Origin of the sequence: Kaistella polysaccharea (assembly GCF_020410745.1) — a bacterium.
Classification (GTDB): domain Bacteria; phylum Bacteroidota; class Bacteroidia; order Flavobacteriales; family Weeksellaceae; genus Kaistella; species Kaistella polysaccharea.
Window position 1 is genome coordinate 1,741,571 of record NZ_CP084528.1, and the last position, 21,296, is coordinate 1,762,866.

Sequence of the window (21,296 nt, forward strand, 5' to 3'; positions counted from 1 at the left end):
CTTATTTTTGAAGTATTAGTCCCTCTAAATCTTAAAAATGAACAATAGAAAGCTGAAAAACACCTCCAATCCAACAACTTTTTTACTATTTGCCTTTGTCGTGATAGGAACTGCATTTTCATGTACGCCCAAATTACAGACGGCGTCGAATACCGTATCCGCTGAATATTTAGCAAAGGGGAAAATTATATTCGAAAATTCATGTGCAAAGTGCCACGATTTGCCAAATGCTTCCGATCATTCTGCCGAAGCTTGGACTGGGATAATGAATGAGATGGCACCTAAAGCAAAACTTACCGCACCGCAACATCAAATGGTGTATAACTACATTGTGTCTGTTAAAAAATAAAAACTTTAAGATGCTTAAGCCTGAAATCAGTTGGACTGACTTTGAAAAAGTAGATATAAGAACTGGAACAATTGTCGCAGTTTCTGATTTTCCTGCCGCTAAAAATCCATCTTATCAGCTGGAAATAGATTTCGGAACATTAGGAAAAAGAAAATCGTCTGCACAAATTACCGATTTGTATACCAAAGAAAATTTAGTTGGGATCCAAATTTTAGCCGTGGTAAACTTCCCAAAAAAGCAGATCGCTAATTTTATGAGCGAATGTTTGGTATTGGGAATTTACGGAAATAACAATGAAGTCGTCTTAATTTCACCGATTCAGAAAGTTGAAAATGGATCGTATTTAGGATAATTTCTTCAACTCAAAACACATTAATTATGATTCAAAATATTCCCTTAGAAAAAATTTTATTTTTAGATATTGAAACAGTACCGCAGTTTGGTCATTGGGATGAATTAGCAGAAACTGACCAGTATCTTTGGGATAAAAAGACAAAATTTCAACGGAAAGATGAATTTACCGCAGAAGAATTCTATCAGGAAAGAGGTGGAATTATGGCGGAATTTGGGAAAATAATTTGTATTTCGGTAGGGATTTTAGAAAAAAGTGAGCGATTGCTCATCAAAAGTTTTTACGGCGATGATGAGAAAAAGCTATTGGAGGAATTCGGGGAGATTTTTAACCGGCCAAAACTACGCGAAGTCGTTCTCTGCGCACACAATGGAAAGGAATTTGACTTTCCCTGGATTGCACGGCGATTTTTAATTAATGGAATGCGACCGCCAGCGCCGTTCCAGATGTTTGGGAAAAAACCCTGGGAAATCCCGCATCTTGACACTTTAGAACTCTGGAAATTCGGCGATTATAAATCTTTTATTTCTCTGGAACTCCTCGCACATGTCTTCGGAATTCCCACGCCGAAAGATGATATCGACGGCTCAATGGTTTCTTCAATTTATCATATAGAAAAAGACTTATTTAGAATCGTTCAATATTGTGAAAAAGATGTCTTAACTTTGGCAAATGTTTTTCGGCGCATGCGTCAGGAAAATTTATTAGACAAAATCGAAAGTTAAACCCTGCCAATTATAGAATGAAATATACAGAAGAACAAATTGCTGAGCTCGGAGAAAATATTATAGTCGCCTTAAAGACCGTTTATGACCCAGAAATTCCGGTGGACATTTATGAACTAGGTCTTATCTACGACGTTCAGATTTCTGAAGAAGGAGCGGTGAAAGTTATTATGACTTTAACAACGCCGAACTGCCCCGTTGCAGAAAGTTTACCTGCTGAAGTCCGTCAAAAGGTGACTGAAGTTGAAGGTATTAATGAAGTAGACTTGGAATTAACCTTTGAACCAGCCTGGAACAAAGATATGATGAGCGAAGAAGCCCGGTTCGAATTGGGTATGTTTTAAATAATAAGCCGGATTTCTCCGGCTTTTATTTTATTATTTTTATTTACCAAACTCAAACAGTACAGTGCGCTGCACATTCGGGTGAATAGAAAGAGCAACAGGACAATTAAGCGCTGTTTCTTCTATAAATTTCTTTTGATTGTCTGTATAAGTTCCAGGAAAACGAACAATACAGAAAATGGTTCCAATTCTTTTCGGTTGTGGATGGGTAGATTTCTTAAGATCGCAAGTCGCTCCCGTAATATCAATTCCCTTATCCTTCCCTAAAACAGCTACCGCCATCAGCATTGACTGTCCCAGAGAAATCCCAAAAAGATCTGAAGGCGAAAACATTTCAGAAGTTCCTCCTTCTCTTAATGGTGCACATGTTATAATTTCAGCACCAGATTTTTCGTGTTTAGAGGAGATTTTAAAATCTCCTAAATAAGTAATTGTTGAAGTCATAGTATGGTATTTTTCTAACTATAAAGATAGTTAAAAACAGCCTACATCCTTTGCGAAAAAATATAATTTAAATCATAAAAACTGCAAATTATTGCAGTTTATCGTTTAAAAATTTACGAAATTAATTATCGTACGTAAAACTTATGGTTTTCTTTAAGTCAGAACTAAGAGATAAAGCAACAGGGCAATTATTGGCCGTCACTTCTATAAATTTTTTCTGAACATCGGTAAAATTTCCTTTCATATGCATATTACAAACGATTTCTGAAATTTTCCTTGGCGTAGGATTCATGTTTTTTTGAACTTCAGCGTATGAACCATCGATTACGACTCCGCGATCTTTACCTAAAATCGCAATTGTTGTCAACATGCACTGGGCTAAAGAAGTCGCACAAAGATCTGTAGGGGAAAACATTTCGCCCTTTCCGTGGTTATCAGTAGGTGCATCGGTATAAATTACTGTTCCAGATTGTAGATGTTCAGATTTGCATCGCAGGTCGCCTGCGTAGCTTACTTTGGATGTTGCCATAAAATTTATATTGAATTAAATTTAAAAATGAAAAATATTTTTTGCTCTGTTAAAGGCACTTTCAAAATTTAGCAAATTGAGGGAATGGTCGATTTTTTCCACCGCCATGAAATTAATAACCTGCTCCGTAGGCATATTTCCGACCAAATCATCTTTTGCCATCGGACAACCACCAATACCTTTTATCGCAGAATCAAAACGGCGGCAACCACTGTCATAAGCCACTTTTAATTTTGAATAGGAATCCTGATATCGATTGTGAAAATGAGCACCGAAATCGATATGAGGATATTTTTTTGGAATAGAATTAAAGAGTGATTGAATTTGATCCTTCGTTCCAGTGCCTGTCGTATCTGAAAGTAATATATTTCGTATACCAATATCACTGAAGCGCTGCGCCCAATAGTCGACCTCTTCCCATTTCCATTCTTCCCCGTACGGATTTCCAAACGCCATAGAAAAATACACATTTAGAATTCTTTCGTCGTTTTTGAGCAACTCTGTAATCTTCTTAATATCAATAAATGCTTCTTCCCGACTTTTATTGGTGTTTCTGTGTTGAAAGGTTTCGGAAATTGAAAAGGGAAAACCCAATATATCAACCGACTGATGTTTAAGCGCCTTTTCCGCACCCCGAAAATTAGCAACAATTACCGAAAGTTTCGTATTTGAAATTCCTTTATCGATCTCATCAAGCACAATTCCAGAATCAGCCATTTGAGGAATGGCCTTCTGCGACACAAAGCTGCCGCAATCAAGCACATCAAAACCGACCGCCATTAAGGAATTGATATAGTCGACTTTGGTTTGGGTAGGGATGAAATCTGGCCATCCCTGCATGGCGTCCCGCGGACATTCGGTTAAAAACATTCTACTTTTTGATTTTCTCAAATATACCAAAACTTTAAAAAACGGTAAAAATACCGCTTGCCAATTTTAATATCCTGAGTGTGTTTATTTTATGAATTCTGTGAACTTTGACACAGCAAAAATAATTCCTAAATCATGGTCACAACCTCAGCCTAAAATTCTAACTTTGTTAAAAATACTGTAATATGACTACGATCGACTTTAATCTTGACTGGAAACTTAAACTGCAAAACCGTTTCATTAATTATGTAAAAATATATTCTACAAGTGATCCAGAAAGTGAATCTACACCTTCCAGTCCGCAACAATGGGATATTGCAAATTATATTTTTGAGGAATTGAAAACGCTTGGGTTAAGTGACGTTTCTATGGATGAACACGGATATATTTATGCGTACGTCCCATCAAATATCCCAAATGATGATGAACCTGTCGTCGGATTTATTGCGCATTATGATACATCGCCAGACTTCAATGGAAAAGATGTAAAACCACAAATTTGGGACGATTACGACGGTAAAGATTTGCTGTTAAATAAAGAAACAGGATTTACTTTATCTCCTGCAAAATTTGAAACATTAAAAGATTACGTTGGCAAAACTCTTATCACGACTGACGGAACATCTTTACTCGGTGCAGATGATAAGGCAGGATTAGCAGAAATTGTTACCGCAGCGGAATATTTACTCGCTCACCCGGATATTAAACACGGTCGAATTGCCATTGGTTTTACACCTGATGAAGAAATCGGTCGTGGCGCACATAAATTCGACGTTGAAAAATTCGGTGCAGAATGGGCTTATACCATGGATGGATCGGAAGTTGGAGAACTTGAATATGAAAATTTTAATGCAGCCGGTGCTGTCGTGAAAATTCATGGTCTTAGTGTTCACCCAGGTTATGCTTATGGGAAAATGGTTAACTCAGCTTTACTTGCAGCGGAATTTATACAAATGTTACCGGAAAATGAAACGCCAGGAACTACACAGGGATTTGAAGGTTTTTACCACTTAATGGAAGTAAAAGCTGATATTTCAGAAGCGAAGCTGCAATATATTATTCGTGATCACGACAACGAAAAATTCGAAGCACGAAAAAAGTACATTACGGATCAGGTTTCTGAATTTAATAAAAAATTTGGAGAAGGAACTGCGGAAATTGAAATCAAGGAACAGTATCGAAATATGAAGCAACAATTTGAGGGTAAGATGAATATCATTGATATCGCTGAGCAGGCTTTAAAAGACGCGAATATAGAACCGAAAATCAAAGCTATACGAGGCGGTACCGATGGCGCACAACTCTCTTATATGGGCTTACCTTGCCCGAATATTTTCGCAGGCGGAATCAATTTCCACGGGCCTTATGAATATGTATGTTTAGAGTCTATGGAGAAGGCTGTAAAAGTGATTGTAAATATTGCAAAAGCAACGAAGAAGAAATAGTTTGACCTCTATTAATGAAAGCCTTCACTTAAATGATGAAGGCTTTTTCAGGTCTAAAAACAAAAAAACCACCACATTTCTGTGATGGTTTTGCTCCTCTTCTTGGGCTCGAACCAAGGACCCTCTGATTAACAGTCAGATGCTCTAACCAACTGAGCTAAAGAGGAGTGTTTCTCTTTGCTGTAAGCGTTTGCAAATATAAAAACTTTTTTAATTCTGCCAAAATATTTTGGGGAAATTTTTAAAATTTATCCATGATGAGCTTTAATATATCATTTCCGAAGATAACAATCATTAAACCTAACAAAAATATAACTCCAACCATTTGCGCATTTTCTAAGACTTTCTGCGGCACAGGCTTGCCTGTAATCATTTCCCAAAGGGTGAAAACCACATGACCTCCATCTAATCCCGGAATCGGAATTAAATTTAGAAATGCCAACCAAACAGAAAACATCGCTGTAAAACTCCAGAAAAACTCCCAGTTTACTTCTGTCGGCATTTGTTTAATAATCCCAATTGGTCCAGAAACTTTCTTATAACCTTCTGTTTTGGTATTGAAAACAATTTTAAACTGTTTTATTTGCATAGTCAACACATCGATCGTTCGTGTTAAACCACGTGGAATTGCTTCGGCTAAGGTATATTGCTTTTTAACTCGTGTTTTTTCAAATTCCTGCTGAATTACTGAACTGTCTGCCGCGAAACCAAGTTCACCTTTTTGATCAACTTTAACATCAATCGCTTGCCTTGCACTATTTCTCTCAACACCTAAAACTACATTCTGATTTTTAAACTGTGAAAGTTCAGAAACCAACTCATCAAAATATTTAATTGGCTTCCCATTAATTCCTACAATTTTATCTCCTTTCATAAGACCTGCCGCTTTTGCAGTTCCGCTCGGAAGTAAACTGTCGATTACCACAGGAAATCTCGGACTGAAGTACGCTTTTGCCTCATTTTCTGCCAAAACGTCTGCAACACCATCTTCATTTACTGGAAAAGTTACTTCTTTTCCGTCCCGTAAAACTGTAACGTCATTGGCAAAAAGCATATTAATGGTAGAAGTTTCCATTCGGTCGGCCGTCTTACCATCAATTTTTAAAATCTGATCGCCTGTTTTAAGACCCATTTTTTTGGCCGCAGGAGATGCAGCTATTCCGTTTTCGAATTTTGCGTTTTCGTGGAACGTTTCCCCATTAAAATAACTTAGTGAAGAATAAATAAACCATGCGAGAAAAAAATTCACCGTTACCCCGCCCATCATAATGATGAGCCTTTGCCAAGCTGGTTTACTACGAAATTCCCAAGGCTGAGGAGGTTTACTCAATTGCTCAGTATCCATGCTTTCATCAACCATTCCGGCGATTTTAACATAACCGCCAAATGGTAACCAGCCGATTCCGTATTCGGTATCACCAATTTTTTTCTTTACAAGAGAAAACCATGGATCAAAAAAAAGATAGAATTTTTCAACTCTAGCTTTAAAAAGTTTAGCGGGAATAAAATGTCCCAATTCATGCAGACCAACCAGAATTGAGATACTCAATATAAATTGAAATAATTGTATAAATGTCATTGATAATTTTTAATAATATTTAAAGATTGCGAAGATACGCATTATCAAAAGTATGCCAAAAGAAAAAGGCTCTCAAAATGAGAACCTTTTATCTAAATTATCGTGCGATTTCTAGAAGTTAAATGAAACTCCAATACTTCCGTTGTTACCTGCTTCAAGATATAGTCCAACATTTTGGTTGAAGAAATATCTTACACCAACGTGTGCACCGAAATAAGTACCACTTTTACCTAAAAGACCTAAATCAACACCTGGATAAATATCCCAGTTTTCAGGTAAACCTAATGGTTCTTGTAAGTGAAAGTTTAAACGACCAAATACTCCAAAGTCATCATCTTTGTATTTGTCATTATCATGGTCAAAGAAGAAATTTGCACCAGCTCCTAATGAAATGATTTTAGACAAACCATAATCATAAGTAGCTGTAATACCAGTTCCATAACCCCAACCGTTAAATCCAACTTGGACTTTTTGATCACCTTTACCGTTCCACGCTTGTGCGAATGCCATTTGTCCTACGAAGAACAAGGCGAAAGCTAATGCTAACTTTTTCATAATTTTTAAATTTTTAATGTTATATAATGATGAATTTTGATATTCAAATATAAGACCAATTTATGATTTCTTTAACTTTTAACATAAAAAATTGTATATTTAAGTTTACGTTTTACCTATTGACAGAGAAATGGATTTAAAAATTACCGCGATAAACCTAGATATAAGCTGGAAAGATAAATCAGCAAACTTTCAGAAAATTGAAAATCAACTTTCCGGATTAGCCACTGACATTTTGATTTTACCCGAAATGTTTCCCACAGGATTCTATATGAAACCGCAGGAAATTGCGGACCAACACGAGGAATCCCTCGCGTGGATGCGTAAAGTTGCAAAGGAAAAGGGTTTTGCAGTTTGTGGCAGCGCCTCCGTGAGAGAAAACGACCATTATTATAACCGTTTCTATTTCGTAGAACCTTCTGGAGATTTTAAATACTACGATAAACGGCATTTATTCTCCTACAGCGGCGAAGAAAAGACTTATTCACCTGGAAAAGAAAGAGTGATTGTACATTACAAAGGTTGGCGCATATTATTACAGGTTTGTTATGATTTACGTTTTCCTGTATTTTCCCGAAACGATTCGGCTTACGATGCCATTTTTTATGTTGCGAACTGGCCTTCAACACGGATTGAAGCCTGGGAAACCCTGCTCAAAGCAAGAGCTATAGAAAATCAGTCTTATGTTGTAGGTGTTAACCGAATTGGGAAAGATGGTAATGGTCTAGAATATCCAGAAAGCACTTATTGTTTTTTCGCCGACGGTTCGGAAGTTTCGGACAAAGAGAAAAATCTTGTACACGCTGAACTGGCGATGAAAAAATTAGAAGATTTCAGAAAAAAATTCCCGTTCCTTTCTGATCGGGATGATTTTAATATTATCTGAAATCAGGAATACTGCTTCAGTAAATTTGTCAAGGTATTTACATCGTGCACCCCACTTTCTTTCCAAAGCATTTGTCCATTTTTGAAAACTGCTAAAGTAGGAACACCGCGTACGCCGTATTCTGCAGCGATTGCTGGAAACTGATCAATATCTATTTTTACAATTCTGGCATCGGTGCCAATATTTTCTTTTACGGTAGTCAAAACCGAAGACTGAACTTTACAAGGACCACACCACGTAGCAAAAAAGTCAATAAGCACGGGCCGTTCTGAGTTAATTAATTCTTGAAATTTCTGTGACATAATTTTTAAATATTACAGTTTTTATTATTACTAGAGACACGTTCACTTGGAGTGATTTATATCTTCATTTGGCAAAATGTCGCAAGTGCCGGAAGCACAACCAAATCTGAATAGAGCCATCGCTGCAAAATAAAGCCCAAACGGAATCATAAACCATACTCTATCATTAACAGCAACTAAAATAAAGAATATTCCAGCTGCTAAATAAAGAAATCTACTGATCGTCCAGTTTTGGAGGATGTTCTTCATCTCTTAATTTTATTTTCTAAGGCATTCCAACTGCCACCATTATATGCTTGAAATCCGTTTTGTTCCAAAATAGATTTTGCAGAAGCACTTCGCATACCACTCGCACAACATGTAATGATCGGCTTTTTTACATCGAATTTCTTCATTCTGCTGTTCAGTTCCTGTAACGGAATATTTACTGAATCTTTAATATGACCATTTTGAAATTCAGATGGTGTACGAACATCGATAATTTTTGCACCTTCCTGATAAAGTTGCTTAAAGTTTACAGAATTACCGCCAAAAAGTTTCTTTATAAAATCAAGCATTTTGTTTGGGTTGTTTTGATTTTTCAAATACAGAGAACATCAAATATCCCATCACCATACCGTATGCGATAGAGTTAAATGGTTTTGATGTAATGGCGCATGTTCCAGTGTTACACCCAATAAAATGATAATAAGCATAGCCTAAAATACCGCCTACTATTACACCAACAATACTCAATTTATACTTTTGAAAAAAGTTATTCATCATACTACATTTTTTGAACTGAAAAGAAAGATTCATCTTACCACAAAAAGACCTTTTTAATGAATCTAATTAAGAAATAATAATCTTCTTTTTTCAGTTATTTTTCGTTTTTAATGGCTTCAACGTTTGTTAATGTTTTGGCATTATAAACGTTTTTAATTCCATTTTTTTTCAAGATCTCAAGTGCTTCACCAGATTGTCTTCCGGAATTACAGAAAACGACAATGTTTTTTTTACCTTTCAAAAGATCGATATTATTTTCAATTTCGGCTAAAGGAATATTGATCGCACCTTCAGCTGTTTTTTCTGCAAACTGTTCCGGAATTCTCACATCAACCAAGGTCGTTTCAGGATCCAAAACCAACGCTTTTATTTCGGTTCTATCGGTGTTTACAGCAACCGGCATTTTAGTCTGACAAGACATCACAAATAGTGACATCATCATCAATACAATTATTTTTTTCATTTTTATTTAATTTAAAGTTTTAGTCTGACAGACAAAATTACTTTTAGGAACACCTGTCTCTTTTATCTTTCCAAACCCACCTTCTACTTCGGTGAAATTTCTAATGCCTCGGGAATTAAGAATACTTGCCGCAATCATGCTTCGATAACCGCCGGCACAATGCACATAAAAATGTTCTTCAGATTTTAAGGAAGGTGCCCATTCATTAATTTCTACCAACGGTCTGCTGTACGCCTCATTCACGTGCTCTGCAGCATATTCTGTTGCATTTCGCACATCTATAACTTTTGAATGTTCTGATAATTCTGCTGCAAAAGTCTCTGCTGAAATTCTTTTTACATGATCGATTTCTTTTCCAGATTTTTCCCATTCTGGAAAGCTACCTTTCAAATAGCCAATCACATTATCAAAACCTACCCGCGCTAATCTGGTGATAGTTTCTTCTTCGGATCCTGAGTCAGAAACCAAGAGTAAAGGCTGCTGAACATCAACAATCATTGCGCCCACCCACGGTGCAAAGTCGCCTTGCAAACCAATATTGATCGAGTTAGGAACGAAACCCTTATGGAATTCAGCCGCATTTCTCGTATCTAAAATTAATGCGCCAGAGTCTTCCGCAACTTTCTCAAAATCATCCGGCGAAAGTGGGTGATTTCCTTTCTTAAAAATAACATCAAAATCCTCGTAACCTCCTTTGTTCATGGCTACATTCATTCCGAAATATTTTGGTGGAGCAGATAATCCATCCAGAACTTCTTTAACAAAAGCTTCTTTGTTCGGTTGATTTAAAGCGTAATTGCTTTTCTTCTGATTACCCAACGTATCAACAGTTTCCTTCTGCATATTTTTACCACAGGCAGATCCTGCTCCGTGCGCGGGATAAACTATAATATCATCAGCAAGCGGCATTATTTTGTTTTGCAAACTGTCATATAAAATTCCAGCCAATTCCTCTTGAGTCATACTTGCTGCTTTTTGAGCCAAATCAGGCCGTCCAACATCACCTAAGAAAAGAGTATCTCCACTGAAAATAGCAGTTTCTTTTCCGTTTTCATCAATTAAAAGAAAAGTAGAACTTTCCATCGTATGACCCGGCGTGTGCAACACTTTAATTTTTATATCTCCCACTTCAAAGATCTGACCATCAGTTGCAATAATAGCTTCAAAATCAGGATTTGCGGTCGGCCCATAGATAATCGGCGCACCTGTTTTTCGGGAAAGATCTAAATGCCCAGAGACAAAATCAGCATGAAAGTGAGTTTCAAAAATATATTTCAATTTTACCTCGTCTTTTTCTAAACGATCCAGATAGGGTTTCGTTTCTCGCAACGGATCAATAATTACGGCCTCTTTTCCAGAGACAATATAATACGCTCCCTGCGCCAGACATCCTGTATATATTTGTTCTATTGTCATGATATTTAAATTTAAAGGATCTAATCCTTGTTTAATTAAGCCAAATAATGAAATTTGGTCTATTTAGTTTTTTCTATTTCTTTATATTGCATGCTGTTTCCTGCAGCGTCAGAAAGTTTTCCGCCAGTTCCGATACTTCCTTCCCACATCCATTTTTCGTTTGTAAATACGGGTTGACCTTTTGACGAAACTTTTTTAGCAACAAGAATCTGTTCGGGCTCACCTTGTTTTTCCATCTTCATGGCAACGTCGTTTCCTTGCGCAAAATACGTCACTTTCAGAAGTTCGCCTTTTGAATTTTCCAGTTCAATGGCTTCTTGCATAAGACTTACTTCTTTTGGATCATTTGATGAAACTGTGGAAGCACCTTCCGCTGCAACCTGCTCTTTTTGGCAGGCGGTAACAAGTGTAAGTGCAAATGCAACTATTAATAACTTCTTCATATTGTTATTTGTTTAAAAAATATTTCTTTTACTATTATAAATATGCCCATAAATAGCACAAACCACCCGAAAGCAGGTTTTAATTTACGGCTGTCAATTTTCTTCGACACAGCGATTCCTACAAAAATTCCGAGGACTGATAATGCTGTAAAAACCAACATAAATGTCCAATCTTTTTCTACCATTTTCATGGAACTTAAAAAACCTAGAACGGAGTTCATCCCTATAATAAACAGCGATGTAGCTACGGCTCTTTTCATTGGCAAACCCAGCAACATTACTAAAGCAGGTACAATTAAAAAGCCACCTCCTGCACCAATTAATCCTGTTATAATTCCCACCAATAGCCCCTGAGAAACCAAGATGGTATAATTATTTCCGTTTTCCTTTCTACCAAATGGACGCTCCGTTTTCCTGATCATTTTTACAGAGGCGACCAACATCAAAAATGAAAAAAGCAAAAGCAGAAACATATCTTTAGTTACTACCATACCCCATTTATTAATAATGTATTCCGGTAAATGGGGCAAAATTAATCGTCGCGAAAATAAAACTCCCAAAATAGAAGGAATCCCAAATATCCAGGCAGTCCGGAAGTCGATCAATTTTTGTTTTAAAAAACCTGCAGATCCGACAAAACTCGTAATTCCAACCACAAATAATGAAAGTGTAGTTGCGGTTACAGGATCAAAACCAAACAGATAAACAAAAATAGGCACGCTTAAAATACTTCCGCCACCACCAAGCAAACCCATTATGAGTCCGACAAATAGCGCTGAAATATAACCGATTACCTCCATTAATTACTTTTCACAAAATTACGCTATAAAAATCATGTCCACCGTAACCAAAGTTACACAAGCCGATTTTTTCTAACTAAAGTTTTTGATTTCAGCGGTATCTGAACCTATTTCAACTTGATCACCAGCTTTCTTACCTTTAATTTTTTCAAACACCGGCGTTTTATCAGAAAAAGTGATCACCTCCTTATTTTCAAACTTAAAAACAGGAACTGAAATTCCTACAAACAAAAAATTATGGTCGGTTTCAATGAGCGTTCCATTTTCAATTTTTTCGTGTTTCAGCTCGACTTCACCTTCTAAAAAAGACAAATTCTGTGTCGCTTCACGCAACATTTTTTCATAACGAAGCTGCATATCTTTTGCTTGTGTCTGCTGGGAAAAGTCTTCGGGATCATGCGTGCTTTCCTCATCGAGATCAGATGCTGTTTTGTAACGGTTTACTGATTCTTTAAGGTTTTGAATTACTTTATTCTGCTCTTCAATAATTTTATTGATAATTTCTTTACGTTTCATTTTTAATGCTTTGATATTTACAAATTTACTCAAAATTTTCTGCAAATTTTTTTGAACTTCTATGATGTTTGACAGAATTCTAAACTCCTATAGATTAAAATTTAAATTGATAAAGAAGTTACGGCCAGGTCTAGGTATTTGATTCCAGTCTGCGTAAGTTGTATAATATCTGTCGAAGATATTCTCTATGCCGGCCTTTGCAAAAACTTTGGTTCCTCCCACCGAAAGTTGATAACCCAAATTAAAATTGAGAAGAAAATATGCTGGTGTCTCAGATTCTCCGTAGATCATCGCATATTTTTCATGTTTTGTATTTCCTGTCATTAAAAATTCTGAGGACCATTTATTCAGATCGAATTTTAAGGAAGTCTGATAACCAAATGGACTCATAAATGGGAGATTTTGCCCTTCACTGTCTTTACCGCGCGTGTAAACAAGTTGCGAACTCCACTTTAGCGTTTCAGCAATTTGGAATTCGGTATTTAAACTGATATTAAAAATCCCAGCGTGCTCAAGCGCTGTATAATTTTTCACGCCACGCGCACCAATTGTCATTGGAACTAAATCATTAATAATTTTCCCCACAATATAATTTGAGATATGAAAGTAAGATGCAGATAATTTCGAACTGTATTTTTCCCGTTTTATTCCCAGGAATGCATTTGCTTCCAACGACGTTTCATTTTTCAAATTGGGATTACCTATATAATCGTATCGCTCGAAACTGTTGAATAAATAGAAACCATAACCTTCTGACACAGACGGTGCTCTGTCTCCATATCCCAAACCAAGGCCAGCTTGAAAAGAATTGTTATCAAACTGATAATTCGTCGCGAAACTTTTCAAAATCCGCGTTTTTTCCGCGTTCATTTCAGGATAAAAAATCTGCAGGCTGTTTAGGCCAAATTCGCTTTCAATTTTATTCTGATGAGCGGTTACCGACGCAGATAATTTTAGACTTGAATGCTCATCCATTTGCACTTGATCTTCCATATACAACGCCTGAGCAAGCGTTTTTACATCTGGCCACGTTAACATAAACATTAATTTTTCGCTTTTGTCATTCGGATACATGGTCATCTCAGCAGACGATTTATTATAAAATCCATTAATGTTCAGTAATAGATTATGATTTCTAACAATAGATTTGAGATGGGAATAGTAACCAAAAGTTTTACTCCAACCCGGCATATCCATATGAATAGGAACAGTAGGTCTTTTGGTATCATCCATTCTGTGCATAATATTATTGAAGTAAACTTTAGCTTCCCAACTTTTAAAAAAATTATTTACCGGCAATATTTGAAACTTAAACGAAGTGATGAGCGCTTCCGCAAGCGAGACATCCATTGGCAACGCGGGATATCCTACATCAGTGGCTTTATCATAAATTACGGAAGCTTCCACTAACTTATTTTCACCAATCTTAAAACCCGAAACTCCTGAAACATTTACTTTTTTGAACTTGGAATAGGGAATTTCTACATTTCCGCCGGCTTCATAATTTTCAGCATCACGACGCATAAAATTGACATCGCTATAAAACTTCTGCGATTTATATTTCGCTTCAGCACCCAAGATCTTTTGCATATTTACCGACTCGAAGCCACTATTCACATTAAAATTCCATTTTTCTGTTCCGAAAATAGATTTATTTCTTTTCAAGTCGATGGATCCTCCAATGGTATTTCCGTGGCAAGATCCCTCCTGACCGGAACTGATACTGGCTTCCATGAGGTTTGACACTTCAATATAAGAAGTGATAGGGTCCATCTTATCCGTACAGGCACCAAAAATTCGCATTCCATCGATGGTTACTAACGTCCTTTCGGTAGGCATTCCATTAATAAGCGGTTCCCATGCGTACGCACCGCGTTTAATCATATCAACTTTTGAAGATTTCTGCAGGTATTCGTCTATTGAACCCAATGGCTTGTTTTCTTTGGTTGAAACTTTGGTTGCACCAATTACGATTACTTCTTGTATATGATGAGATTTCCCGGAATCCTGAACCATCTGCGCTTTAAAATTAAAGGAATATAATAGGAGAAAGGATAATATTATAAGTTGTTTCATAATAATAATTTAGAATGTCGCTTTCTGGATTTTTTCAGAAAACAGTGATTTTTCTAAGCGATAAAAATGGAACCAGTTTACCGTAAAAGAAAAACTGGTTTCGTTTTGTACTTGGTAAAAGAATTAAAAATCAATTTCGAAAAAAATAGAGCTGGATAAATTGCTTTCAGAAACTTCTTCACCCTTGACGACTGAACCATCGGGGTTCAGTAATTGTAAATTTAGCTTCCAATAACCGGTCATGGTTAATGATAATTTTCCACTGTATAATTTCCCCGCGGCAGTTTGTTTAGCTGCGACATTGTTTGGAGAGCTGTGGTTGCCCATTCCAGGCATTCTTGGGTCAACCTTAACCGTAAGTCCATCTACAAGAGGATAATTCATCATATCCTGCATTTTCCAAACTCCTAAAACCAAATCATTTGTAGCCACTTTCGGAGATGTTGGTTCTATATAAGCAATGATATATTTTATATTGTCATTTCCCAGAAAAGCATTGACTGTTTTTTTTTCCGACGCAGGAACTTTCAAAACACTTGTTGCTGTATAACTTACCGAATCAATAGAATACTCAATGTTAATATCCCAATATTCAGATTCATTTTCCGGCATTTGAAAAACTATATAACCGCCATAAACTGAACCATCAACACTACTTTTCTGCAGGCCTGATCTCGGGCAGGAATGTGCCATTGTTGCCATATGCATTAACGGCGTCCATGTAACATTTGCTCCCTTTTCATACTGGTTTGTAGATTTATTTTTGATACGTAGCTTAAGATCATTATATCCCAAATGGGTCATCCCTGATTTAGAATAAAGCTCAATTATATGAGTGGCGTTCGTAATTTCTTTGATTTTTAAAAAGCCTTCAATTTCTGCAGTTGGATTAACAGGATTTAGTGGTTCATCAGAATCAGAAGTACGACATGCGGCGACAAGAAAAGCCATTGCCAATAAGGCAAATATAGTTTTGAAAGAAAATTTCATTTTGATAATTTTTAAGTCTAACTTTAGGAATACGCTTCTCTTTACACAAAAAAAGAAGGAATTTTACTTTATTTCTTACTGGAATAAAGTTTTAAAAAAGAGTTAAAGTTATACTTGCGGCGGCTGTGGAACTATTCCTAGAATAATTTCTGGAACAAATTGATCCTGATAAGCAAATTGGGGAATCGTTGCCAAAACACACGATTCTTTCATTATGGAAAATTCAGCAGTTTTTGCTGGCAAAATATTAAACTCAAAGGAATATTTAACCAAATTAAAAGGATTAGTCGATTTTTCATTTTCCTCTTTGGCCTGACATTTACCATGGCAATCCATTTCTGGCTTTGCTTTATTAATACAGTGAATTTCATAGAAATCCTGATTGATTTTATAATCAAGCATCAACAAACCATTTTGAAGACTAGCGCCCAAAATAACGATTGAAAATAAGATGCTTAATATGGATTTCATGACTTGTCAAAATTAAGACTAATAACTCTTATTTAAAAATGATTTTCATCAGTATTCCATTCTAATATTTAAGTTCAGAATAATTTAAACTCTGTAATATTTTTTATCTTTAACACTTGAAAAATAATGAAATGGCAGACAAAGCGAAATTCGTAGAAGAACTTACCGCGCGGTACACGCCAAAAGGCGAATTCATCACTTTAGGAAAAGGCATGCTCGACGGCGAAGTCGTAACGGAGGTAAATGTTACACTTCCCCTGAAAACAATCAACCGACACGGTTTAATTGCTGGAGCCACGGGAACGGGAAAAACCAAGACAGTTCAGGTTTTTGCGGAGCAATTATCACATGCCGGAGTTCCTTCTCTCGTCCTCGATATTAAAGGAGATTTTTCTGGAATTGCAGTTCAGGGAAATGAAAATGATATTATTAAAGAGCGTTACGCAAAAACTCAACTTCCCTATGAAGCACAATCTTTTCCGGTGGAATTGATGACAATTTCTGGGGCACCCGGCGTAAAACTTCGCGCTACGGTTACAGAATTTGGACCGCTTTTGCTCTCTAAAATTTTAGACCTTAATGATACTCAACAAAGCATTATTTCTATTGTCTTTAAATACTGTGACGACAAAGGTTTGCCTCTTGTTGACTTAGATGATTTGAAAAAGGTGCTGCAATATGTTACCGATAATCCACAGGGAAAGGCAGATTTAACGAATAACTATGGGTCTATTTCTCCCGCATCTTTAGGAGCGATTTTAAGATCAATCGTTGCAATGGAACAACAGGGCGCAGCGACCTTCTTCGGAGAACCAAGTTTTGACATTCACGATTTAATTCAGCAACGCGACGGTAAAGGCGTGGTCAATATTTTAAGAGTTGATAATATTCAGAGTAAACCTCAACTATTTTCAACCTTTATGTTATCTCTTTTTGCAGAAATTTATATGACTTTGCCAGAAGAAGGTGATTCCGGAAAACCGAAGCTGGTTTTGTTTATTGATGAAGCGCACTTAATTTTTAAAGAAGCTTCTAAAACGCTTCTAAGTCAGATCGAAACCATGGTAAAATTAATTCGCTCAAAAGGAGTCGGAATTTATTTTATTACCCAAATTCCGGGCGATGTACCAGAGAATGTTCTTTCTCAGCTCGGTTTAAAAATTCAACATGCTTTGCGAGGCTTTACCGCAAAAGACCGAAAAGAAATTTCTAAGGCCGTAGAAAACTACCCGATTACGGAGTTTTATAATTCGAAAGAATTAATTCAAAATCTGGGAATTGGGGAAGCTTTTATAACTGCATTAGATGAAAAAGGAATTCCTACTCCTTTGGTTCACACCTTTTTAATATCACCAGAATCTAGAATGGATATTTTAAATGCAGCAGAAATCGCCGATCTTACAAGTCGCTCCGCGATGGTCGCAAAATATGAACAGACAGTGAACAAAGATTCTGCTTACGAAATGTTAACGAGCAGAATGGAACAGGCAGTACAGGAATCGCCAGTAACTGTAAAATCACGCCCAGTAAAAGAAGAACCAGGAGTTTTTGAAAATGTAATGAAATCACGCGCCGGCAGAACTTTCACCACAACACTTGCGCGAGAAGGCGCCAAGTTTGTTTTGGGAATGTTTGGCTTAGGCGGAAGAAAAAGATAATTTAAGAACATAAATTTTGTACTCAGTAATTGATATAGAAAGTAACGGCGCAGGTTTCAGGCAGGAGAGCATTATTGAAATTGCAGTCTATAAATACGATGGTCATCATATCGTTGATCAGTTTATTTCTTTGGTAAATCCCGAAAGTTCCATCACGCCGTTTGTGCAGAAACTCACCAAGATTTCCCCAAAAATGGTCATAACAGCACCGAAATTCCATGAAATTGCAAAAAGAGTTGTAGAAATAACGCAGAATACTACTTTGGTCGGGCACAATATTGAATTTGATTACCGAATGCTTCGCCAGGAATTTAAACGATTGGGTTATGAATTTAAAATTAATACATTAGATACGATTCCTCTTGCGAAAAAACTGATTCCCACCGCCGAAAGTTATTCGCTCGGAAAATTGGTGAAATCCCTTGGTATTCCTCTGGTAGATCAACACCGCGCATCTGGTGACGCGCGTGCGACTTTAGAGCTTTTCAAATTGTTGATGATTAAAGATAAAAACTCTGAAATTATACAGCAACATCACGATGAAGTGAATGCAAAAACCTATCTCAACAAAATTCGGGATTTAACTCAGGATTTACCGGCAGAAAAAGGTATTCTCTACTTTCAAGACACGAACGGTAAAATTATCTTCAGTGATTTTGTGGATGATCTCAATAAATCATCGAAGATCATCTTCAATGCAAAATCAAAAAAGTGGACCTCAATTCAAGAAAAAACAGAACAGGTCCATTATGAATTAACCGGCAACGATATTCTGGCAAAACTCATGATGAGAACAAAAGGAATTAAAAAAGGTGAGTCTTTGCCCTTTGGTCTCTATTATAAAAACGGAAAATATTTTACAGATAAAATAAACAATCAATTGAGTGTAGAACCTTTTCTGAAATTTAGATCTTTTACCCAAGGCAGCAAAGCAGTAAGTTTTATTCAATCCCGAAAAGTGTTTGAAGATCCAAAAAAACTTGCCGATTTATTATCCATTAGTCGTGAAAATGCGCTTTGGATTACTACCGGTCGCGTTTTAGGTGAAAAATCTTTTTTACTTTTCGAAAAGGAAAAACTAAGCGCTTACGGTTTTTATGAACTTTATACGCAGATTGAAACTTTGAACAAACTTTCCAGTATAAAAATCGATATCGATTTCTCTACAACCGATTTGCAAAATGATTTAAAACTGGGACTTTTACGAGGAGATTTTGAAATTATATCTCTTCCACAAAAATAAATTAGTAAAAATTAAATTAAAAATTTTATTTTTGTCAAAATTTTAGCAAATAAAAATGGTTATTCTTAAATCTTCAAAACTGTTTATCGCAAAGGGAAAGAAGTTTTTCTCTAAGGCAAATTGTGTGGATTAAGAGCTCGTGTTTTTTAATATTGTAAAGCAGACTCTTTCGGGTCTGCTTTTTTAATTTCAAAAAATTATTTATGACTGATAAAAACTTACTGAAAATTGCCGAAGAATTCGGAACCCCAGTTTATGTCTACGATGCAGAAAGCATCAAAAATCACTATGAGAAACTCACCTCTTCATTTCATAAAAGCACACGATTTTTTTATGCAGCGAAGGCTCTCACGAACATTAATATTTTAAAATATATAAAAAATTTAGGTGCCAGTTTAGACTGCGTTTCGATCAACGAGGTGAAGTTGGGATTAAAAGCTGGTTTTTCCCACGACAAAATTTTGTTTACGCCAAACTGCGTTGATTTGCAGGAAATAGAAGAAGCGATGGAATTGAAGGTTCATATTAACATCGATAATATTTCGATTCTGGAACAGTTCGGAACTAAATTTGGGCACACTTATCCCATTTTCGTACGGATAAATCCACATATTTACGCGGGCGGAAATCATAAAATTTCAACAGGTCATATCGATTCTAAGTTTGGAATCTCTATTCATCAACTTCGCCACATTGAACGCGTTATGAAATCTACCAATCTATTGATTGAGGGACTTCACATGCATACGGGAAGTGAGATAAAAGATGCCGACGTTTTTTTACAAGGTCTCGAAATAATGTTCGAACTCGCAGAACATTTCCCCGATTTAAAATATATCGATATGGGAAGCGGCTTTAAAGTTCCCTATCAAGACGGCGATCTGGAGACCGATGTGAAAGCTTTGGGAAAAAAAGTGGAAAAAGCCCTCACTGACTATCATAAAGAAAGCGGACGTAAATTTCAATTATGGTTTGAACCCGGCAAATATTTAGTGAGTAAAAGCGGTCATTTCATTGTAAAATCAAATGTGATCAAACAAACTACGGCTACCGTTTTTGTAGGGATTAATTCAGGATTTAACCACCTGATTCGCCCCATGTTTTACGATTCTTATCATATCATCGAAAATTTATCCAATCCAAAAGGAGCAGAAAGAATTTATACGGTTGTGGGAAATATCTGCGAAACAGATACGTTTGCGTGGGACAGAAAACTTCATGAAGTTCGCGAAGGCGATATCCTGGTATTTAGAAATGCTGGCGCCTACGGATTTGAAATGAGTTCCAACTTTAATTCGCGCTTAAAACCCGCTGAAGTGTTTTTCTTGGACGGAAAAGCACACCTTATTAGAAGAAGAGAAGAATTTGATGATTTGCTCAAAAATCAAATTGAAGTATTATAAAAGTCATGTTATTCTATCCTTTTTGAAGAAAGGTTTTTCGTAATTTTATCTTTTAATTATAGGATTATGAAAAGATTTTTATTCTTATTGATTTTTACGTCTGTGTTTTTTCAGGCGCAGGAAATTGAAGAATTGCAGGAAGGATTTTTCTTCTCTGAAACCAGCAAAAATTTCTTTAGGGTAGATATAAAAAAACCCTACGATTATTACAAAAATAGCCTTTGTGACAACGGTTCAGAATTTAGAAGAGCGCAATTTGAAGGAGGCGATGTCAATTTTAGCCGAGAACTTTTTAAATATATTTCAGCGTACGTAGATAAAGAAGTTTATGTAGTTAATGGAACGTTCTTTCTCCAAATTGATATTGACAAAGAGGGAAAAATGACGCAGCTTAATATTGTTCCGAAAGTCGAGAATAGCGAAATGTTTCTGCGTGATTTAAAATTCGCTGTGCGAAAAATAAAAAAAACCTGGACACCTTCTAAATGTAATAATATTCCAATTGATTCAAAACTCAGAATTAAGATGAATTTTATAACTGAAAGTGCAGATATTTAAGTAACTCTTAACAATAATTGATGTTTAAACTTTGTGATTCGTTGCAAAGTTTTTTCTATTTAAGGAGGAAATCGCCTGTTTTAAGGCTTAGAAAAAATTAGGGGAATTTAAAGC

The 21,296-nt window shown here is 36.2% G+C and carries 27 protein-coding genes and 1 tRNA gene; 10 read left to right on the plus strand and 18 right to left on the minus strand.

Going from position 1 to position 21,296, the window contains the following annotated elements:
- Positions 1-37: 37 nt before the first annotated feature.
- From LC814_RS08105 to LC814_RS08120, 4 genes are read left to right on the plus strand one after another with little or no spacing between them, the layout of a single operon-like run.
- Positions 38-349, plus strand: a complete 312-nt coding sequence (locus tag LC814_RS08105) for a cytochrome C (RefSeq protein ID WP_226063437.1) — start codon at positions 38-40, stop codon at positions 347-349.
- Positions 350-359: 10 nt separating this feature from the next.
- Positions 360-701 (plus strand): tRNA-binding protein, encoded by a 342-nt coding sequence (locus LC814_RS08110; protein WP_226063438.1) that lies wholly within the window; start codon positions 360-362, stop codon positions 699-701.
- 26 nt (positions 702-727) lie between these two features.
- On the plus strand, positions 728-1,426 hold the full coding sequence (locus LC814_RS08115; protein WP_226063439.1) for a 3'-5' exonuclease: 699 nt from the start codon (positions 728-730) through the stop codon (positions 1,424-1,426).
- Positions 1,427-1,443: 17 nt separating this feature from the next.
- Entirely contained in the window at positions 1,444-1,770 is a 327-nt protein-coding gene (locus LC814_RS08120; protein ID WP_226063440.1) for an SUF system Fe-S cluster assembly protein, read from the plus strand.
- A 39-nt stretch (positions 1,771-1,809) separates the two neighbouring features.
- Here the strand turns inward: LC814_RS08120 and LC814_RS08125 are convergent, their stop codons facing one another.
- From LC814_RS08125 to LC814_RS08135, 3 genes are all read right to left on the minus strand, one after another.
- Positions 1,810-2,214, minus strand: a complete 405-nt coding sequence (locus LC814_RS08125; RefSeq protein ID WP_226063441.1) for an OsmC family protein — start codon at positions 2,212-2,214, stop codon at positions 1,810-1,812.
- 121 nt (positions 2,215-2,335) lie between these two features.
- Positions 2,336-2,743, minus strand: coding sequence for an OsmC family protein (locus LC814_RS08130; protein WP_226063442.1), 408 nt, complete (start codon positions 2,741-2,743; stop codon positions 2,336-2,338).
- A gap of 21 nt (positions 2,744-2,764) precedes the next feature.
- Complete coding sequence (locus LC814_RS08135) at positions 2,765-3,613, minus strand: hydroxymethylglutaryl-CoA lyase (RefSeq protein ID WP_226063443.1); 849 nt, start codon at positions 3,611-3,613, stop codon at positions 2,765-2,767.
- 185 nt (positions 3,614-3,798) lie between these two features.
- Here LC814_RS08135 and pepT point away from each other — a divergent pair, with 185 nt between their 5' ends.
- Positions 3,799-5,058 carry a peptidase T gene (gene pepT, locus LC814_RS08140; RefSeq protein ID WP_226063444.1) on the plus strand — a complete coding sequence of 420 codons (1,260 nt, stop codon included), beginning with the start codon at positions 3,799-3,801 and terminating at the stop codon, positions 5,056-5,058.
- Between the two features lie 93 nt (positions 5,059-5,151).
- Here the strand turns inward: pepT and LC814_RS08145 are convergent.
- From LC814_RS08145 to LC814_RS08155, 3 genes are all read right to left on the minus strand, one after another.
- A tRNA-Asn gene (locus LC814_RS08145) sits at positions 5,152-5,225 on the minus strand.
- A gap of 74 nt (positions 5,226-5,299) precedes the next feature.
- The gene (gene rseP / locus LC814_RS08150) at positions 5,300-6,637 is read right to left on the minus strand and encodes an RIP metalloprotease RseP (RefSeq protein WP_226063445.1); all 1,338 of its coding nucleotides are present in this window, start codon (positions 6,635-6,637) and stop codon (positions 5,300-5,302) included.
- Positions 6,638-6,748: 111 nt separating this feature from the next.
- Positions 6,749-7,192: a DUF6646 family protein gene (locus LC814_RS08155; protein ID WP_226063446.1), complete on the minus strand. Its 444-nt coding sequence runs from the start codon at positions 7,190-7,192 to the stop codon at positions 6,749-6,751.
- A 130-nt stretch (positions 7,193-7,322) separates the two neighbouring features.
- Here LC814_RS08155 and LC814_RS08160 point away from each other — a divergent pair, with 130 nt between their 5' ends.
- On the plus strand, positions 7,323-8,078 hold the full coding sequence (locus LC814_RS08160; protein WP_226063447.1) for an amidohydrolase: 756 nt from the start codon (positions 7,323-7,325) through the stop codon (positions 8,076-8,078).
- A gap of 2 nt (positions 8,079-8,080) precedes the next feature.
- Here LC814_RS08160 and trxA read toward each other — a convergent pair whose 3' ends face one another.
- The 12 genes from trxA to LC814_RS08220 form a co-directional block, all read right to left on the minus strand.
- Positions 8,081-8,380 carry a thioredoxin gene (trxA, locus tag LC814_RS08165; RefSeq protein WP_226063448.1) on the minus strand — a complete coding sequence of 100 codons (300 nt, stop codon included), beginning with the start codon at positions 8,378-8,380 and terminating at the stop codon, positions 8,081-8,083.
- A 42-nt stretch (positions 8,381-8,422) separates the two neighbouring features.
- Entirely contained in the window at positions 8,423-8,629 is a 207-nt protein-coding gene (locus LC814_RS08170; RefSeq protein ID WP_226063449.1) for a hypothetical protein, read from the minus strand.
- Entirely contained in the window at positions 8,626-8,937 is a 312-nt protein-coding gene (locus LC814_RS08175) for a rhodanese-like domain-containing protein (RefSeq protein WP_226063450.1), read from the minus strand. Before LC814_RS08175 ends, LC814_RS08170 begins: the two co-directional genes overlap by 4 nt.
- Positions 8,930-9,145 (minus strand): DUF6132 family protein, encoded by a 216-nt coding sequence (locus LC814_RS08180; RefSeq protein WP_226063451.1) that lies wholly within the window; start codon positions 9,143-9,145, stop codon positions 8,930-8,932. The genes LC814_RS08175 and LC814_RS08180 overlap by 8 nt, the downstream gene beginning before the upstream one ends.
- 94 nt (positions 9,146-9,239) lie before the next feature.
- Positions 9,240-9,608: a rhodanese-like domain-containing protein gene (locus tag LC814_RS08185; RefSeq protein ID WP_226063452.1), complete on the minus strand. Its 369-nt coding sequence runs from the start codon at positions 9,606-9,608 to the stop codon at positions 9,240-9,242.
- A gap of 6 nt (positions 9,609-9,614) precedes the next feature.
- Positions 9,615-11,024 (minus strand): MBL fold metallo-hydrolase, encoded by a 1,410-nt coding sequence (locus LC814_RS08190; RefSeq protein ID WP_226063453.1) that lies wholly within the window; start codon positions 11,022-11,024, stop codon positions 9,615-9,617.
- A 59-nt stretch (positions 11,025-11,083) separates the two neighbouring features.
- Positions 11,084-11,467: a hypothetical protein gene (locus LC814_RS08195; RefSeq protein ID WP_226063454.1), complete on the minus strand. Its 384-nt coding sequence runs from the start codon at positions 11,465-11,467 to the stop codon at positions 11,084-11,086.
- The gene (locus tag LC814_RS08200) at positions 11,464-12,267 is read right to left on the minus strand and encodes a sulfite exporter TauE/SafE family protein (RefSeq protein ID WP_226063455.1); all 804 of its coding nucleotides are present in this window, start codon (positions 12,265-12,267) and stop codon (positions 11,464-11,466) included. Before LC814_RS08200 ends, LC814_RS08195 begins: the two co-directional genes overlap by 4 nt.
- A 72-nt stretch (positions 12,268-12,339) precedes the next feature.
- Complete coding sequence (locus LC814_RS08205) at positions 12,340-12,783, minus strand: hypothetical protein (RefSeq protein WP_226063456.1); 444 nt, start codon at positions 12,781-12,783, stop codon at positions 12,340-12,342.
- A gap of 87 nt (positions 12,784-12,870) precedes the next feature.
- On the minus strand, positions 12,871-14,859 hold the full coding sequence (locus LC814_RS08210; protein ID WP_226063457.1) for a TonB-dependent receptor plug domain-containing protein: 1,989 nt from the start codon (positions 14,857-14,859) through the stop codon (positions 12,871-12,873).
- A 123-nt stretch (positions 14,860-14,982) separates the two neighbouring features.
- Positions 14,983-15,849, minus strand: coding sequence for a FixH family protein (locus tag LC814_RS08215; RefSeq protein WP_226063458.1), 867 nt, complete (start codon positions 15,847-15,849; stop codon positions 14,983-14,985).
- 108 nt (positions 15,850-15,957) lie between these two features.
- Complete coding sequence (locus tag LC814_RS08220; RefSeq protein ID WP_226063459.1) at positions 15,958-16,320, minus strand: hypothetical protein; 363 nt, start codon at positions 16,318-16,320, stop codon at positions 15,958-15,960.
- A 131-nt stretch (positions 16,321-16,451) separates the two neighbouring features.
- Between LC814_RS08220 and LC814_RS08225 the strand changes: the two genes are divergently transcribed.
- The 4 genes from LC814_RS08225 to LC814_RS08240 all read left to right on the plus strand — a co-directional run bounded on the left by LC814_RS08225 (position 16,452) and on the right by LC814_RS08240 (position 21,182).
- Entirely contained in the window at positions 16,452-17,978 is a 1,527-nt protein-coding gene (locus LC814_RS08225) for a helicase HerA-like domain-containing protein (protein WP_226063460.1), read from the plus strand.
- 16 nt (positions 17,979-17,994) lie between these two features.
- Positions 17,995-19,221: a 3'-5' exonuclease gene (locus LC814_RS08230; RefSeq protein ID WP_226063461.1), complete on the plus strand. Its 1,227-nt coding sequence runs from the start codon at positions 17,995-17,997 to the stop codon at positions 19,219-19,221.
- A 203-nt stretch (positions 19,222-19,424) separates the two neighbouring features.
- Positions 19,425-20,624 carry a diaminopimelate decarboxylase gene (gene lysA, locus LC814_RS08235; protein ID WP_226063462.1) on the plus strand — a complete coding sequence of 400 codons (1,200 nt, stop codon included), beginning with the start codon at positions 19,425-19,427 and terminating at the stop codon, positions 20,622-20,624.
- Positions 20,625-20,690: 66 nt separating this feature from the next.
- A complete protein-coding gene (locus tag LC814_RS08240) occupies positions 20,691-21,182 on the plus strand; it encodes a hypothetical protein (protein ID WP_226063463.1) in 492 nt (163 codons plus the stop codon).
- Positions 21,183-21,296: the final 114 nt, after the last annotated feature.